General features: G+C 71.3%; 11 protein-coding genes. 2 read left to right on the top strand and 9 right to left on the bottom strand.

From position 1 onward, the window contains the following. Positions 1-292: 292 nt before the first annotated feature. Positions 293-2,296, bottom strand: coding sequence for a transglycosylase domain-containing protein (locus tag ACWCXH_RS13300; protein ID WP_449801528.1), 2,004 nt, complete (start codon positions 2,294-2,296; stop codon positions 293-295). Positions 2,297-2,478: 182 nt separating this feature from the next. Between ACWCXH_RS13300 and ACWCXH_RS13295 the strand changes: the two genes are divergently transcribed. Then, positions 2,479-3,615 carry a hypothetical protein gene (locus ACWCXH_RS13295; protein WP_449801527.1) on the top strand — a complete coding sequence of 379 codons (1,137 nt, stop codon included), beginning with the start codon at positions 2,479-2,481 and terminating at the stop codon, positions 3,613-3,615. A 91-nt stretch (positions 3,616-3,706) separates the two neighbouring features. On the opposite strand, the gene ACWCXH_RS13290 is transcribed toward ACWCXH_RS13295, so the two are convergent. The 3 genes from ACWCXH_RS13290 to ACWCXH_RS13280 form a co-directional block, all read right to left on the bottom strand. Beyond that, positions 3,707-4,606: a Gfo/Idh/MocA family protein gene (locus tag ACWCXH_RS13290; RefSeq protein ID WP_449801526.1), complete on the bottom strand. Its 900-nt coding sequence runs from the start codon at positions 4,604-4,606 to the stop codon at positions 3,707-3,709. Positions 4,607-4,630: 24 nt separating this feature from the next. Then, positions 4,631-5,299 (bottom strand): O-methyltransferase, encoded by a 669-nt coding sequence (locus ACWCXH_RS13285; protein ID WP_449801525.1) that lies wholly within the window; start codon positions 5,297-5,299, stop codon positions 4,631-4,633. Between the two features lie 160 nt (positions 5,300-5,459). Then, complete coding sequence (locus ACWCXH_RS13280) at positions 5,460-6,113, bottom strand: DedA family protein (protein WP_449801524.1); 654 nt, start codon at positions 6,111-6,113, stop codon at positions 5,460-5,462. Between the two features lie 393 nt (positions 6,114-6,506). Between ACWCXH_RS13280 and ACWCXH_RS13275 the strand changes: the two genes are divergently transcribed. Continuing rightward, positions 6,507-7,724, top strand: coding sequence for a PP2C family protein-serine/threonine phosphatase (locus ACWCXH_RS13275; protein ID WP_449801564.1), 1,218 nt, complete (start codon positions 6,507-6,509; stop codon positions 7,722-7,724). Positions 7,725-7,754: 30 nt separating this feature from the next. Here ACWCXH_RS13275 and ACWCXH_RS13270 read toward each other — a convergent pair whose 3' ends face one another. The 5 genes from ACWCXH_RS13270 to ACWCXH_RS13250 all read right to left on the bottom strand — a co-directional run bounded on the left by ACWCXH_RS13270 (position 7,755) and on the right by ACWCXH_RS13250 (position 15,915). Then, on the bottom strand, positions 7,755-9,587 hold the full coding sequence (locus ACWCXH_RS13270) for an ABC transporter ATP-binding protein (RefSeq protein WP_449801523.1): 1,833 nt from the start codon (positions 9,585-9,587) through the stop codon (positions 7,755-7,757). A gap of 176 nt (positions 9,588-9,763) precedes the next feature. Then, the gene (locus ACWCXH_RS13265) at positions 9,764-9,943 is read right to left on the bottom strand and encodes a hypothetical protein (RefSeq protein WP_449801522.1); all 180 of its coding nucleotides are present in this window, start codon (positions 9,941-9,943) and stop codon (positions 9,764-9,766) included. 392 nt (positions 9,944-10,335) lie between these two features. Continuing rightward, complete coding sequence (locus tag ACWCXH_RS13260) at positions 10,336-10,710, bottom strand: aggregation-promoting factor C-terminal-like domain-containing protein (protein WP_449801521.1); 375 nt, start codon at positions 10,708-10,710, stop codon at positions 10,336-10,338. A 698-nt stretch (positions 10,711-11,408) separates the two neighbouring features. Beyond that, the gene (locus ACWCXH_RS13255; RefSeq protein WP_449801520.1) at positions 11,409-15,566 is read right to left on the bottom strand and encodes an nSTAND1 domain-containing NTPase; all 4,158 of its coding nucleotides are present in this window, start codon (positions 15,564-15,566) and stop codon (positions 11,409-11,411) included. After that, positions 15,553-15,915 carry a CU044_2847 family protein gene (locus ACWCXH_RS13250; RefSeq protein ID WP_449801519.1) on the bottom strand — a complete coding sequence of 121 codons (363 nt, stop codon included), beginning with the start codon at positions 15,913-15,915 and terminating at the stop codon, positions 15,553-15,555. Before ACWCXH_RS13250 ends, ACWCXH_RS13255 begins: the two co-directional genes overlap by 14 nt. Positions 15,916-15,977 lie beyond the last annotated feature (62 nt).

Raw genomic sequence — 15,977 nt, 5'->3', positions numbered from 1 at the left:
GCCCGGCTGTCGAGCCCCGTGAGAGCTTCAAGGGTTCAACGGCGTCGAGGACCTTCGTTCGGTTTCGCGACGGGCATGCACACCTCCCGCAGGGTGCGCGCCTCATGTCGGCCGACGATGATCAGAGGCGCGAGTTCTGCCAACTACGGCGCCGTGAGAACAATGAAACGGACTTCATCTACCCCCTGCTGACGTACACCATCAGCGAGAGCGACCTGATGCCGCCCGTGTGACCTTGAGGGCCGTCGCGCCGGGCCTGGTGGCCCGGCGCGAGCCGTGGACACCGTGAGCCCTACCCGGCCGCCTTCATGAACGAGGTCCAGATCCGCGCCGGCAGCTCGGAGTCCGGGGTGTCCGGGGCGGCCCCGCCGAGCCCCTCCAGCGAGAGCAGCTTCATGTCCTTCAGGTCCGCCCGGAACACCGTCACCGCCGTGGACACCTGCCCGTTGTAGCCGACGAACCACCCCGCCGTGCGGTCCACGGTGGTGCCGGGCTTCGCGGCCAGACCCGGTCCCGCCTCCGCCGCCGCCTTCGCGCTCCCGCCCCGGACCGCGCCCTTGAGCGCCGCGTCGACCTCGCCCGCGGCGGCCGCGCTCAGCGCCTGTACAGCGGTGGGCAGTTGCAGCGCGAGCGGCTCGCCGTTGCGGGTGATCCGCAGCACCGAGTACGGGTCGGTGTGGCTGCCGCGGGCCGCGAAGGCGGCGTACGCGCCGGCGGTCCTGATCGCGCTCGGCGTGGAGTTCCCGACGCCGAAGGCCGGCACCAGCTCACCCATGCTGCTCGGCAGCAGGCCCAGGTCCGCGGCGGTCTGCTGCACCCGGTCCAGGCCGACGTCCATGCCGAGCTGCATCATCGGCCCGTTGACGGACTGCTCCACCGCGCTGCGCAGGCTCACCGGGCCCCAGCTGCGCCCGCCGTCGTTGGCGGTCTTCGCGATCTTCCCGTCCCGTCCCCAGTACGGCCCCTCGGGGGTCATCACGTTCACCCCGTTGTCGCCGTTGTAGACGGTTGCCGGCGTCACCGGCGTACGGCTGCCGCCCCGCTGGTGCTGCACGCCCTGGCCGAGCCCGGCCGCGTACACCAGCGGGGTGAAGGCCGAACCGATCGGCACCGTCGAGGTGTTGGCGTTGTCGAAGCCCTGCTTCAGGTAGTCCGGGCCGCCGTGGAGCGCGACGATCCGCCCGTCCGGGGCCACCGAGGCGGCGCCGACCTTCAGCAGCCTGTCGGCCTCGCGGCTGTTCGGGTCGATCCCCTTGGTGGCCTCCTGCACGGCCGCGGCCAGGGCGGTGACCCTCGGTTTCTCGAAGGTCGTGAAGATCTGGTGGCCGCCGAGGTCGAACTGGGCCGGGGTGATGTCGCTGTGGCCCTCCACGTAGTTCCTGGCCATGTCCACCAGGTAACCGACCTGGCCGCTCAGCCCCGCCGCCTTCGGCTGGGGCCGGGGTTCGGGGAACACCGTGTACCCGGCGCGCTCGGCGGCGGAGAGCCTGCCCGCCTTCACCATCCGGTCCAGGATCCAGGACCACCGCTCCTCGGCCCGCTTGCGGTTGTCCGCGCCGAGCGCCGGATCATACTGCCCGGCCCCCTTCAACAGGGCCGCCAGGAAGGCCCCTTCGCTCGGGTTCAGCTGCGAGACGTCCTTCCCGTAGTACGCGGCGGAGGCCCGTTCGATGCCGTAGCTGCCGCGCCCGAACCAGCTGGTGTTCAGATAGCCGGCCAGGATGTCCCGCTTGCTCATCCGCCGGTCCAGCTTGATCGCGATGACGGCCTCGCGGAGCTTGCGGGAGACGTCCTGGCGCTGGTTCAGGTAGCCGTTCTTGACGTACTGCTGGGTGATGGTCGAGCCGCCCTGGGTGTCGCCGCCCGAGGCCATGGCCCAGACCGCCCGGCCGATGCCCGAGAGCGAGATCCCCGGATCCGAGTAGAAGGTCTCGTTCTCCGCGGACAGCACCGCCCACTGCACGGGCTCGGGCACCCGGTCGAGCGGCACCTCCTGGCGGTTGGTCTCGCCGACCCGGGCCATCTCGGTGCCGTCCGCCCAGTAGTAGACGTTGTTCTGCTGGGTGGCGAAGGCGTTCAGGTCCTCGGGCACCTCGGTGGTCGCGTACAACCAGGCCGTCAGCCCCGTCAGCACCGCCGTCCCGGCGCCGGAGACCAGGAGCAGCTGCCGCCAGGACGGAAGCCAGCGGCGGACCCCGCGCCGCCCTCTGCGCGGGTAGTCGATCCGCCGCAGCGGACGCCGTCGCCGACGTCCGGGCTGCTTCTCCTCGTCCCCGCAGCCCTGGTGTAAACGCACAGTCCGGTCTCCGATCCGTTGGTGAAACAGACCCCCTGGAACACATAGACGCGCTCGGGACCCCACCAGGGCGGCACCAAACCGGTGTGATCATGGTCATACCGCGTACGACGCCGTCCGCTGAACCGCCGCCGACGGCGCCCCGTTCCGCGCCTGACCTGGACGACCGTCAGAATGGCCGCATGAGGTTGATCCACACCGTGGCCGGAGTGCTCCTGCTCCTGCTCGTCATCGGCAGCATCCTGCGCACGCTGGTCGTCCCGCGCGGCCTGTACTCGGCCCTGGTGTTCCGGCTCTGGGCGACGCTCCGGACCGTGCTGCGGCTCTGGGCGGCGCCGTTCGGCACGTACCGGGCGCAGGACCGGACACTCACCTGGCTGGCACCGTTCGTGCTGCTGGGCATGCTCGGGGTGTGGCTCAGCGGGATGCTGCTCGCGTACATGCTGCTGCTCCACGGCACGTCGGAGCTCAGCTGGTCCGTCTCCTTCCGCGAGGCCGGGTCCAGCCTCTTCACGCTCGGTTTCGCCAGCGGCGAGCGCCTGCACCTGTCCGTGATCGACTTCATGGCCGCCGCCAGCGGTCCACTGGTGATCGCCCTGCAGATCGCCTACCTGCCCACCCTCTACGCGGCCTACCAGCGGCGCGAGACCGAGGTCACCCTGCTCCAGTCCCGGGCCGGCGAACCGGTCTGGGGCCCGGAGCTGCTCGCCCGGCAGTCCCTCGTCGACACCGAGACCGCCCTGCCCCAGCTCTACCGGGACTGGGAGCGGCTGGCCGCCGACATCGGCGAGAGCCACTCCAACTACCCGGTGCTGCTCTCCTTCCGTTCCCCGCAGCCCAACCGCAGCTGGGTCGTCGGCCTGATCGCGGTCATGGACGCCGCCGCCCTCCACCTCGCCCTCTGTCCGCGCACGGCGCCGCCCGAGGCGCGTCTGGTGATCCGCGCCGGCTTCACCGCGATGCGCGACATCGCCCGCGCGCTGCGCATCGACTTCGACCCCGACCCGGACCCTGCGATCCCGATCCGCCTCACCTACGCCGAGTACCTCGGTGCCGTCGCGATGATCACGGCCGCCGGCTTCCACCGCGAACGCGCGGTCGAGGACGCCTGGCCCCACTTCCACGGCTGGCGCGTCAACTACGAGGCCCTCGCCTACGAACTCGCCCGCCGCAGCGACGCCGTCCCCGCCCTCTGGACCGGCCCCCGCGACTTCCGCGCCCCCGTCATCCCCCCGGCCCGCCCCACCGACCGCCGCCCCGACCAGCCCCGCCCGCCCCAGCCACCCCTGCCGCCCCTGCCGCCCCTGCCACCCGCCTGACGTCGTATGACGTCGACCGACTCGCATCATCTCGGCCGACCCGCTGACGGGCCCCACGAAGACGAGCCACGACGGACCCGCCGGGCCTCGGTCAGACCTCGACCGGCGCCGACGAGTCCAGGGAGCGCTCGGCGGCGGCGAGGATCTCGACCACGCGCGCGCCGAAGTCGGCGTCGCACGCGTGGGGTTCACCGGTGCGGGCGGAGTCCTGGAGGGCGTCGAGGGCGCGGTGCAGGGCCGCGATCGGGCCCTCGCCGCGCTCCGGGAGGTGGGCCACGCCGTGCTCGCCGCGGATCTCCATGCCCGTGCCCCCGCCCGCGACCGGCGCCGTCAGGCTGAGCGCCAGCGTGCTGGACGCGCCGCCCGCGTGGCGCAGCACCAGGTGGACGGTGTCGAGCGGGCCCGCCACCGCCGTCACGTGCGTCGCGTCGCCGAGCACGGGCAGCAGCACGGACAGCGCGTGCGGGCCGACGTCCCACAGTGCGCCCTTCTCCTGCCGCCACGGCGACGCCGCGTACGGGCTGCCACTGCCGGGGGCGAACACCGAGCCGAGCCAGTCCGAGCGGCCGGTGAACCAGCCGCCCAGCGCGGCCTGCTGCTCGATCCACGGGATCTGGTCGCCGCCGAAGCGGACGGTGAAGAAGACGACGGACGCGACGCCGTGCCGCTTGACCGCCTCGGCCGTCCGGCGCGCGTCCGGGACGGTCAGCGCCACCGGTTTGTCGAGCAGCAGGTGGCAGCCGGCCTCGGCGGCGCGCACCGCGAGGTCGGCCTGGACGGTGGGCGGCAGCGCGATCGAGACCGCGTCCACCTCGGCGAACAGCTTGTCCAGGTCCGCGTACCCGGGGACCCCGTGCGCCGCACCGAGCGCCGTGGCGGCTTCGGGGCGCCGCCCCCAGACGCCCGCGAACTCCAGCCCGGGGTGGTCGGCGAGGACGGGCGCGTGCACCCGCTCCGCCCAGGGGCCGGTGCCCAGCAGTCCGATTCGCACAGGGTCCTCCACGTTGCGGGTTGTTCAGCTCTGCACGCGCGCCAGCGTGAAGCCGTCGTAGCCCTTGCTGCCGACGGTCTGCACGGACGTCGCGGTGACCCGCGGCTCGGCCGCGATCACGTCGTGCAGCTTACGGGTGGCGACGACGGCGGCGTCGGTGCTGTCGGCGTCCGCGACGGCGCCGTCGCGCACCACGTTGTCGACGATGATCAGCGCGCCCGGCCTGGTCAGCTTGAGTGCCCAGGCGAAGTACGCGGGGTTGTTGACCTTGTCGGCGTCGATGAAGACGAGGTCGAAGGGCTCGGCGCCCTCCGCCCCGATCGCGGCCAGCGAATCGAGGGCGCTGCCGAGCCGCACCTCGGCGACCTTGTCCAGCCCGGCACGGGCGAGGTTCCCGCGGGCCACCTCGGCGTGCTTCGGGTCGATCTCCAGGGTGATCAGCGTGCCGTCGGCCGGCAGGGCGCGGGCCAGCCAGATCGCGCTGTAGCCGCCGAGCGTGCCGACCTCCAGGACCCGCCGGGCCCCGATGCTCAGCGCCAGCAGGTGCAGCAGCTTGCCCTGGTTCGGGGCGACGGCGATGGGCGGCAGACCGGCCGCGTCGGCGGCCTCGGACGCGGCCTCCAGCGCCGGGTCGGGGCCGACCAGCTTCTCCGAGAAGTACGCGTCCACGGCGTCCCAGATCGGCTGCGTCATCGGGGCCTCCAGTGCTCGGGGTGGTGCGTGGGGTGCATGATCAGCGGTTGCCCGCCGATGCTACTGCGCACCCCGACCGCACGGCCGAGCGCCGTCAACCCGGTGTTGACCAGCCGTCACCCTGCCGTCAACCCAACGCCACCCCGGTCCCACCTCGGCGTCAGTCCGCCACCGGCTCCTTGACGGTCGCGGCCTCCGCCGCCTCGTGCGCGGCGTGCGCCTTCGCGGCCCGCCGCTTCATGACCCACGCCGAGACGGCGCCCACGACGACGGCCGCCGCCAGACCGGCCCACGAGAAGCGGGACAGCCACGGCTCGATGCTCTTGCCGACCTTGTAGACCAGCAGTGTCGTACCGCCGGCCCAGATCACGCCGCCCAGCACGTTCGCGATCAGGAACTTCCAGTACGGCATCTTCAGCGCGCCCGCCAGCGGCCCGGCGAAGATGCGCAGCAGCGCGATGAACCGGCCGAAGAAGACCGCCCACATGCCCCACTTCTGGAACGACCGCTCGGCGGTGGCCAGGTGGGCCGGCCCGAAGTGCTTCGGGAACTTGCGGCCGAGCTTCTCGAACAGCGGTTTGCCGCCCTTGCGCCCGATCGAGTAGCCGATCGAGTCGCCGATGATCGCGCCGGCGATCGCCACCCCGGCGATGCCGTACGGGCTCACGACCCCCTTGACCGCCATCAGCGACGCCGTGACCAGCGCGATCTCGCCGGGCAGCGGGACGCCCAGCGACTCCAGCCCGATGATCAGGCCCACGAGGGCGTACACCGCGCCCGGGGGGACGCTCTCGATCCAGGCGTCGATGTGCAAGGCCAGTACCTCCGTGGCAGGTCGGCGCGGGCACCCCCTCGGCGGGGCGCCCGTCCCGACGGTCGTCCGTTGGCGGCACCAGGCCGCTCCCCCTCTGGCCAGGCAGCCTAACGTGCCTGGTGGGCGCGCAGCCCCCCACCGATCGCCTGGTCCTACCGGGTCTTACGACGTACGGGCCCCGGCCGTGGTTCCGATACGGTCCGCCGAACCTCTCGTTTCGGCAAAGCGCGGTGCGACCACGGACGGCCGCGCGTTCACGCGGGCCGCGAACGGCACCGGCGCGCCGGCCGGTGCCGATGCCGTGGCGGCCGGGGTGCTGCCGCGGCCGCACCCGGCGCGATCGTGCCTGACGTGAGAGGGGCCGGGATCGGTGTGAGACTGGGCACGGAAGGGGTGATCCCCGTGCCGGACCCACCGCACTCGTCCACCGGTCCCGACACCGCCGTCGACGAGAACCGGCTGGAAGAGCTGATCATCGAGGCGCAGACGGCCCTGCCGGTCGAACTGCCCGCCCTGGCGAACCGGTGCGCCGTGGCCCTCGGCCTGGACACCGCGCTGATCTACGTCGTCGACCTGCAACAACGGCTGCTCGTCCCCCTCGACGAGGCCTTGGAGCCGCTGCCGGTGGACGACTCGTCGGCCGGCTGGGCATACCGCACGATCTCCCCGCGGGTGGTCGACGCCGACGACGGCATGATCGTCTGGATGCCCATGGTCGACGGTGCGGAGCGGCTGGGCGTGCTGGCGGTGCGGACCTCCTCGCTCGACGGGGTGCGGATGCGCCGCAGCCGGATGCTGGCCCATCTGTTCGCCATGCTGATCACCTCCAAGCGCGGCTACAGCGACTGGCTCGCCGCCCTCACCCGCACCACGGCCATGGGGCTGCCCGCCGAGATGCTGCGGGCCTTCCTGCCACCCCACACCGTCGGCAGCAGGAGGTGCGTCTCGACCGCGGTCCTGGAACCGGCGTACGACATCGCCGGCGACGCCTTCGACCACTCGGTGATCAAGAACGTGCTGCACGCCATGATCCTCGACTCCATGGGTCACGATCTGACCGCCGGCCTGACCACGTCGGTCGCCATGGCGGCGGCGCGCAACGCCCGCCGCGGCGGCGGCTCCCCGGCCGATGTCGTCGGCCGCGTCGACCGGGCGCTCGGCCAGTGGCTGCCCGAGCATTTCTGCACCGGCGTGCTGTGCCGGCTCGACGCGGAGACCGGCGTGCTGCACTGGGTCAACTGCGGTCACCCGCCGCCGCTGCTGATCCGTGGCAAGCGCGTGGTCGACGGAGCGCTGGACAGCCCCCCGCAGCCCCCGATCGGCCTGGCCGACCACCTCGCCCGGACGGCCCGACAGGTCCACGGGACGACCCTGGAACCGGGCGACCGCGTCCTGCTCTACACCGACGGCATCGTGGAGGCACGCGGCGCGGACGGTGCGGAGTTCGGCCTCGACCAGTTCACCGACTTCATCATCCGCTCCTCCGCCGCCGGCCAGCGCCCGGCCGAGGTGCTGCGGCTGCTCATGCACGACATCCTCGACCACCAGCCCGACCACCTGCAGGACGACGCGACCATCCTGCTCTTCGAATGGCACCCGCCCGACCGGTGACGCGGCAGGAACGCCGAGCGGGCCGAAGACTCAGGGGACGATCCTCACCGACTCGCCCCGCGGGTGGTGGAGCTGGTGGAGGCCGGCGTAGGCGGGGCTGCGGGCGAGGAGTTCCTCGTGGGTGCCGTGGGCAGCGAGCCCGCCTTGTTCGAGAAGGACGATCTGGTCCGCGTCGCGAACCGTGAGCAGGTTGTGCGAGATGATGATCGTCGTGCGGCCGGCCATCAGCACGTGCAGCGGGCCCATGATCCGCTGGGTCGACTCGGCGTCCAGGCCGGTGGCGGGTTCGTCCAGGACGAGGACGGGCGCGTCCCGGATCATCGCACGGGCGATGGCCAGACGCTGGCGCTGGCCGCCGGAGAGCAGTCGTCCGCGCTGGCCGACCACGGTGTCGTAGCCGTCGGGCAGCAGGCTGACGAACTCGTGGGCGTCCGCCGCCCTGGCGGCCGCCAGGATCTCGGCCTCGGTCGCCTCCGGTCGCCCGTACGCGATGTTCTCCCGGACGGTGCCGTGGAAGACCAGGGTCTCCTGGAGGACCACGGCGACGTTCTCGCGCAGTTCGGTGAGCGACAGGTCGCGCAGATCGACACCGTCGAGCCGGACCGCGCCGGAGGTCGGGTCGTAGAAGCGGAGCAGCAGCTTGGCGACGGTGGACTTCCCCGCGCCGCTCGCACCGACCAGGGCCAGCGTCTTCCCCGGCGCCACCTTGAAGGACACCCCGGACAGCGCGGGCGCTGCCGCCTCCGGGTAGCAGAAGGTCACGTCGTCGAACTCGATCGCGCCCCGGGCCCGGCCGATCGCCCGCGGGGTCGGGTGGTCGACGACCTGCGGGCGCTGGTCGAGCAGTTCGATGATGCGCTCGGCGGCGGCGGAGGCGCTGTAGAAGGTGTTGCCGAGCCCGGACATGCCCCGGATCGGGCCGTAGAGCCGGCTCAGCAGTGCGAGGAAGACCATCAGGCCGCCGAGGGTGAGCCGGCCACGGACCAGTTCCCAGGTCCCGAGGCCCATCACCGCCAGGGCACCGAGCAGCTCGATGAACTCGACCGTCGGTCCGTAGAGCGCTCCGATCCGGGTCGAGGCCATCGCGGCGTGGTACCGGCCGATGCTCTCGCGCTGGAACCGGGTGTGCTCCCAGTCCTGGCGGTTGTACGCCTGGACGAGTGCGATGTTGCCGAGCGCCTCCTCGGTGACCGCGCTGATCGAACCGCCGCGCCGGCGCCGTTCGCGCGAGGCCGCCCGGATGAGCTTGGCGAAGCGGCGGGCGGTGAGGAGGAACAGCGGCGCCGCAACCAGTGCGGTCAGCGTCAGGTCCCAGCGCAGCGCCAGCAGCAGGCCGACGTAGATGCCCAGCCGCGCAGCCTGGCTGAGCGCGTTGACGATCCCGGAGAGCAGGAAGGTCTCGACCGCGTCGACGTCGCCGGTCACCCGGGACAGCACGTCGCCGAGCTGCCGACGCTCGAAGAAGCCGAGCGACAGGCCCTGGAGGTGCCGGAACACGTCGGATCGCAGGATGAGCAGGAAGCGCTCGCTGACCCAGGTGGAGGTCACCCGGCGGGCGAAGCCCAGCGCCCCGGAGAGCAGGGCCAGCCCGGCGTACGCCGAGGCGATCGGCAGGAACAGGTTCAGCCTGTGCGGGACGAGCATGTCGTCGATCACGATCTTGAACAGCCAGACCTCCGCCCCCTCGATCGCCGGGCCCACCACGACCAGGACCAGCAGCACCACCAGCCAGCGGCGGCCGCCCTTGGTGTAGGGCCAGAAGCGCCGGAAGATCTCCCGGAGCGGGACCGGCGGTGCCGCGGCGACCAGGGCGTCGGAGCTCTCGACGACGAGCAGCCCCCGGAGGGTCCGTTTTCGCGTCATCTCAGGGTCTTCCCGCTTGCCGCCCGGCAACGGTCGCCCTGCCGAACCCCGCCCCGGGCCTGAAACCCGCCGGGTGGCGCGGACCGGACGGACCGGGCAGGCGAACAGCAGGCCGGGCACGCAACATGCCCGGCCTGCTGTCGCAACGGAATGGAATCATTCGGCCACTGCGGACGTCAGTCGCCGCAGCCGCCGCCGCGACCGTAGTCGCCGTAGTCTTCGTAGCCTCCGCGGCCGCCTTCGTGCTCGAAGTCTCCGCGCTCTCCTTCGTCGAAACCACGGCCTCCGAAGTCGCCGCGGTCATCACCCTCGCCACCCCAGCTAACGAGGCCACGAAGGTTTTCGAGGAGTCCCATGATCAAACCTTCCTACGATTCCCCCTCAATCCATCGTCGATCCGAGCCATGGGATCGGCAAGCACAATCCATGAAAAGTGGATTTAAAATTTTGCCATGATATCGCATTTGATGAGCCATCCAGTGAAATCCCCATCAAAATCATGGCAAATCTTTGGCTGATCTCAAGTCAAGAGGCCACGCGCGGCAAGCCGCACCGGCAGGCGGACGGACAGACGGCGGGCGGACGAATGGCGCGGGGCAGGCGGTGGAACCGCGAAAGGGCCCGTGCCACGCGGATCGCGCGGGCACGGGCCCTTTCGGGTCATCCCGATGGTCCCTGTCCGACCCCCGGGGTGAGGGGCAGAGTGATCAAGGTCATGGGTGGGAGTTCGGCGAGCCGACCGGCCGGCTCAGTACCAGTGGTGGGTCTGCCAGAACGCCCAGGCGGCGTTCGGACTGCCGTAGCGGGAGTTCATGTAGTCCAGCGCCCACTTGATCTGGGTGGCCGGGTTGGTCTTCCAGTCCGCGCCGGCCGAGGCCATCTTGGAGGCCGGCAGCGCCTGGCCCAGGCCGTACGAGCCCGAGCTCGGGTTGGTCGCCGTCACGCTCCAGCCGGACTCGTGGGAGATGATCTGGCTGAACGAGGCGAGCTGGTCCGCCGGCACCATCCGGGCGGCGATGGCCTGCGGGGAAGGGGTGTCGGCGGAGGCGGCGGCGGGGACCACGGCGGCACCCAGGGCGGTCAGACCGGCGGCGCCGGCGAGAATCGCGGCAGAGGTGCGCATACAGAGCTTGATAGCGGGCATGTAGAGCAAGACCTCAATCGGGTTGGGCCGGTGTCACACCCCGCCTCGACCATGGCCGGACAGGGGCCGAATTGGTCACGGGGTGCGACTCGGCGGTGAACCACATCCGGCGGGACAGGAGCCGGTGTGGCTGCGTGGAGCAATTGTTGCCAGGGGGAATCGACCGTCGACAAGACCCCCTTGTTACGATCCGCCGTCGTATTCGGTGGCGGTCGGCGTCGATTCACGGAGCGGGCTCCACGGCCGCCCAACGTCGCCGAGCTGCACAGATGTCGCGCTCGGGCCTGCGGGTGGCGCCAGGGTGCAGCCACTATCGCCCGTCGTGGACCCCGTTCGAGTGTGAGCGGGCTCACGGTTTCGTGGTGATTTAGGGCGATTTGTCCACTACTGAGCGCAGTGCCGCCGCAGCTTTGTGTGCAGATGATCACCCCGGGTCGAGACCGGCGTCACACTCGGATACGCGCGCCGCACGCACTGTCGGCGGCGCCGTCCCACCTGGTGGCGGCGCCGCCGGACTGGCGGTGCGGAGCTCGTCCCGCTCACCCGCGTCCATCGCCCACGGCATCGGCGGAACCCGGTAGCCGCGGCTGCGCCCACTTCCGCCGGGTAGGCAGGAAGTGCTTGCTCGCTTCACGGCGTTTCGCCACCTCTCCGATCGGCGATCCGCCCATGGTGCGTCAGCCCGCTCGGCATACGGGATCGATTGGTTGGCCGGACAGGTACGCCGCCCGTTCCTCTGGGGTGAGGCTGCGGTTGACGGTCCGGCAGATCTTCTGGATGGCTTCGGCAGGCGAGGGCAGAACGACATCCCACACGCGAGCGGTCTTGTTGCCGCTGCCGGTGGCGAGGACGTGCCCGTCAGGGCTGAACGCCACCGACCGTACGTCCCCGGTATGGCTGACGAGAGCGGCCCGGGTGGTACCGGTGGCCACGTCCCACAGCCGCACCGTCTGGTCGGCGCTGCCGGTGGCGAGGACGCGCCCGTCAGGGCTGAACGCCACCGAGCCCACCGCGTCGGTGTGGCCGGTGAGCGTGGCACGGGCGGTACCGGTCGCCACGTCCCACAGCCGCACCGTCTGGTCGGCGCTGCCGGTGGCGAGGGTGCGCCCGTCAGGACTGAATACCACCGACCACACCCCTCTGGTGTGGCCGGCGAGGGTGGCGCGGGCGGTGCCGGTGGCCACGTCCCACAACCGCACCGTCTGGTCGGTGCTGCCGGTGGCGAGGGTGTGCCCGTCGGGGCTGAACGCCACCGACCACACCCCTCTGGTGTGGCCGGTGAGAGGGGCGCGGGCGGTACTGGTCTCGACGTCCCACAACCGCACGGTTTTGTCGGTGCTGCCGGTGGCGAGGGTGCGCCCGTCAGGACTGAACGCCACCGAGTTCACGTAGTTGCTGTGGCCGGTGAGCGTGGCGCGGGCGGCGCCGGTGGCCACGTCCCACAACCGCACCGTCCGGTCGCCGCTGCCGGTGGCGAGGGTGCGCCCGTCAGGACTGAACGCCACCGACCGTACGTCCCCGGTATGGCCCGCGAGCGTGGCCCGGGTGGTACCGGTGGCCACATCCCACAACCGCACCGTCCGGTCGGAGCTGCCGGTGGCGAGGACATGCCCGTCAGGACTGAACGCCACCGAGCCCACCGCGTCGGTGTGGCCGGTGAGCGTGGCTTGGGTGGCGCCGGTGGCCACGTCCCACAGCCGCACCGTCCGGTCGGCGCTGCCGGTGGCGAGGACGTGCCCGTCACGACCGAACGCCACCGACCGTACGTCCCCGGTATGGCCTGCGAGCGTGGCCCGGGCGGTGCCGGTGGCCACGTCCCACAACCGCACCGTGTCATCGGAGCTGCCGGTGGCGAGGACGTACCCGTCAGGGCTGAACGCCACCGAGCCCACCGCGTCGGTGTGCCCGGTGAGCGTGGCCCGGACGGTACCGGTGGCCACGTCCCACAACCGCACCGTGTCATCGGAGCTGCCGGTGGCGAGGGTGTGCCCGTCAGGACTGAACGCCACCGAGCCCACCGCGTCGGTGCGGCCGGCGAAAGTGGCCCGGGCGGTACCGGTCGCCACGTCCCACAACCGCACCGTCCGGTCGCCGCTGCCGGTGGCGAGGACGCGCCCGTCAGGACTGAACGCCACCGAGCCCACCGCGTCGGTGTGCCCGGTGAGCGTGGCCCGGGCGGTACCGGTGGCCACGTCCCACAACCGCACCGTCTGGTCGGCGCTGCCGGTGGCGAGGGTGTGCCCGTCAGGACTGAACGCCACCGAGTTCACGTAGTTGCTGTGGCCGGTGAGCGTGGCGCGGGCGGCGCCGGTGGCCACGTCCCACAACCGCACCGTCTGGTCGGCGCTGCCGGTGGCGAGGGTGTGCCCGTCAGGACTGAACGCCACCGAGTACACCCCACCCGTGTGGCCGGCGAGGGTGGCCCGGGCGGTGCCGGTGGGCACGTCCCACAACCGCACGGTCTTGTCGCCGCTGCCGGTGGCGAGGACGCGCCCGTCAGGACTGAACGCCACCGAGTTCACGTAGTTGCTGTGGCCGGTCAAGCGCCGCTGGAGCGGGAGGGCTGCGGCGTTGTCCAGGCTTTCGATGGATTGCGGGGTGTGGCTGGTGCGGTACGCCGCGATGGCCAGCAGCGAGGCAAGGTCGGGGTTCGCACTGATCAGGGTGTCGGACTGGCCGGCGAGCTGATGGGACAGCTCTACCCGCTGTTGGGTGACTTCTTTCCGCCACTGCCAGAAGGCCGCTGCTGCGGCGACCAGTGCGAGGACAAGCACGGAGGCCAGGATGGTGTTGAGGCGTCTGCTGCGTCGGATGGCGGCCTGTTGGCGTAGTTGGCTGGCGGTGAGGTAGGCGGCGATGTCGCTTGGCAGATGGCGTTGCTGTGGCCATTCGAGGCCTTCGGCGAGTGCTTTGCCCGTGAGCAGGTCTCCGGGGTCGTGTCCCTCGGCCCAGTTGGAGTACCGGTTGCGAGTGGTCGCGAGCCATTCCTGGAAGCGGTGGTCCTGGTCCACCCAGTCGTGCAGCGTGCCCCAGTCCCGGATGAGTGCCTCGTGGATCAGTTCGGCCACTGGCGGCCTGCCGGGGACATCCGGGCCTTCAGAGGTGCGGGGTGTGTACGTGGCGATGATGCGGTGGCTGGTGAGGGCGGCGACGACGTCATCGATGGCTTTGTCGGTGCCGGGAACGGCGTCGGTGCCGGGAACGGCCAACTCGCGCAGTTCCTGCAGGGGGATCTGTTCACGGATGGCGGGAATCTGGTATCCGGGCTCCGCTGGTCGCACCAGAGAGGTCAGGATCCGCTGCGCGATGGGCAGATGATCGGGAGGCAGCTGATTGAGCGCTGAATCACACCAGGTGGTCAGGCTCCCGGTGACTCCGCCGGCGCGCTGGTAGGCGTCATGGGTGAGATACCCGTCCTGCCGCCGCTGCCACAGTTGGCTCAGCGCCAGCTCCAGCAGCGGCAGCACTGTGACGGGCGCCTGCCCGGTCACCGCTCCCTCGGGGGTGGTGGCCAGGACGTCGGTGATGATCCGCTCGGGCAGTCCGGACTCGAAGTGGACGCCCACGTCCTGGGCGGGCAGGGCGATGATGTCGCGGAGGTCGTCCCGGCTCAGGGAGGCCGGCAGATTGAGCAGCCCCGGCAACGCAGCCTCAAGCAACTTGGGGGCCCAAGCAGCCAGTTGGGGATAGAAGTCGTCACGCATGACCAGGATCACGCTCAGCTGGGCAGAGGAGTCGGCCAGCGCGGTGAGCTGGTCCGTGACAGCCAGGCGGTCCTGCTGCCGACCGTCGGCGGACGGGACGAGGAACTCCTCGAACTGGTCGATGACCAGGAGGACATGCTGACGGGTCGGGTCGGCCGCGAGTCTGCGGGTGACGGCCGCGGCGATCCCGTCCGTGGTGGCCCCGGGCAGTCCGGCGCGTTCGAGTTCGGCGAGCAGGTCCTGCCGCGGTCGGGCGGTCACGGGCAGCCACCGGTCGCTGCCCGGCAGCTCGCCCGCGGCCAGCGCGGGCAGGACACCGGCCTGGATCAAGGATGACTTGCCCGAGCCGGAAGGCCCCAGCAGCAGCGTCAGCCGCCGCTGCTGGGCCAGGTTGCCCAGCGCCTGCCGTACCGCGTCCTTTCGGCCCTCGAACCAGCGGGCGTGTTTCGCGGTGAACGGCTCCAGCCCCCGATAGGGGCACACCTCCTGCACGGCCAGTTCGGGCCAGATCTCCCGCAGCACCTGCGTCGGCGTGACATAGGCGATGCCCTGCCCCCGTCCGTACTCGTCGGGGGCGGTGATCTCGGTGAGCATGCCGATCACCAGCCCGGTCACCTCGTCGACGACCGGCCCACCGCTGAACCCGGTGGTCAGGTCGTTGGCCGTGGTCAACTGCAGGTGCACTCCCCTGCCCTCGGTGGCCGGCAGCAGATCACCGGCCACACCGAAGCCGAAGTGCCCACCCGGCGGGGCCTGGACGGGGAACCCGAACGAGCGCACCTGGTGGCCCCGGCAGCCCGCCGAGGAACCCAACGGCAAGGCCGTCATATCCGCCGAGGTGCTGTCCAGGCGAACGACGGCCACGTCTTCGCCTCCAGGATCACGCCACGCCTCCGCCAGGACGTGTCCCTCAACCCGCGGCGCGCCTTCCATATGAGGAAAGAGCAGCTGCACCCCCTCACCGGGCCCGGCTCCGGCAGCACGAACGACGTGCGCACAGGTGGCCAGGAGGCCCTCGGCAACCAGGAAACCGACCCCGGCCACCTCACCGTCCGGTCCAAGGACCTGGGCGATGGCGCTCAGCAGTTCCGGCGTACGGCCCCTGTCGGGCCCTCTGTCAGCGCAGTCCACTGAACATGTCCGAACGCTCAGTGCCCGGGTCGCCGGGACGGTTCTTCTCCCACATCAGGGTCACCGTCAGGTGGCAGTTGGCGCTGCCCTTGGTGATCACGGCTCCGGCCTCGACCGCGAGGTCGATCCCGAACTCGACGGCGATCCCGTCCGGGCCGACCTTGCGCAGTTGGTCGAGTGTGGCCCGGGCCGCCTCGGCGACAGGTTCCAACGCCCCTTGCAGACTCCCGGGCAGGTCGTGAATGGCATCACTGACGCGGCCGGCCTTCACCGGCCCCTCCGCCGCACCCGGCGCCTCGACCAGGATGAAGCCCCCGCCCTCCAACGGGATCCGAGCCAGAGGTGCCAAAGCCTCCTCCTTCGCCTGTTCCTGCTCGTCGTCGACGCCGACCGGCACGCCGCAGACGGTCC

This window comes from Kitasatospora sp. NPDC001660, assembly GCF_053596725.1.
The sequence above is the reverse complement of the archived record's forward strand: the minus strand, read 5'-3'. Positions and strand labels throughout refer to the sequence as shown.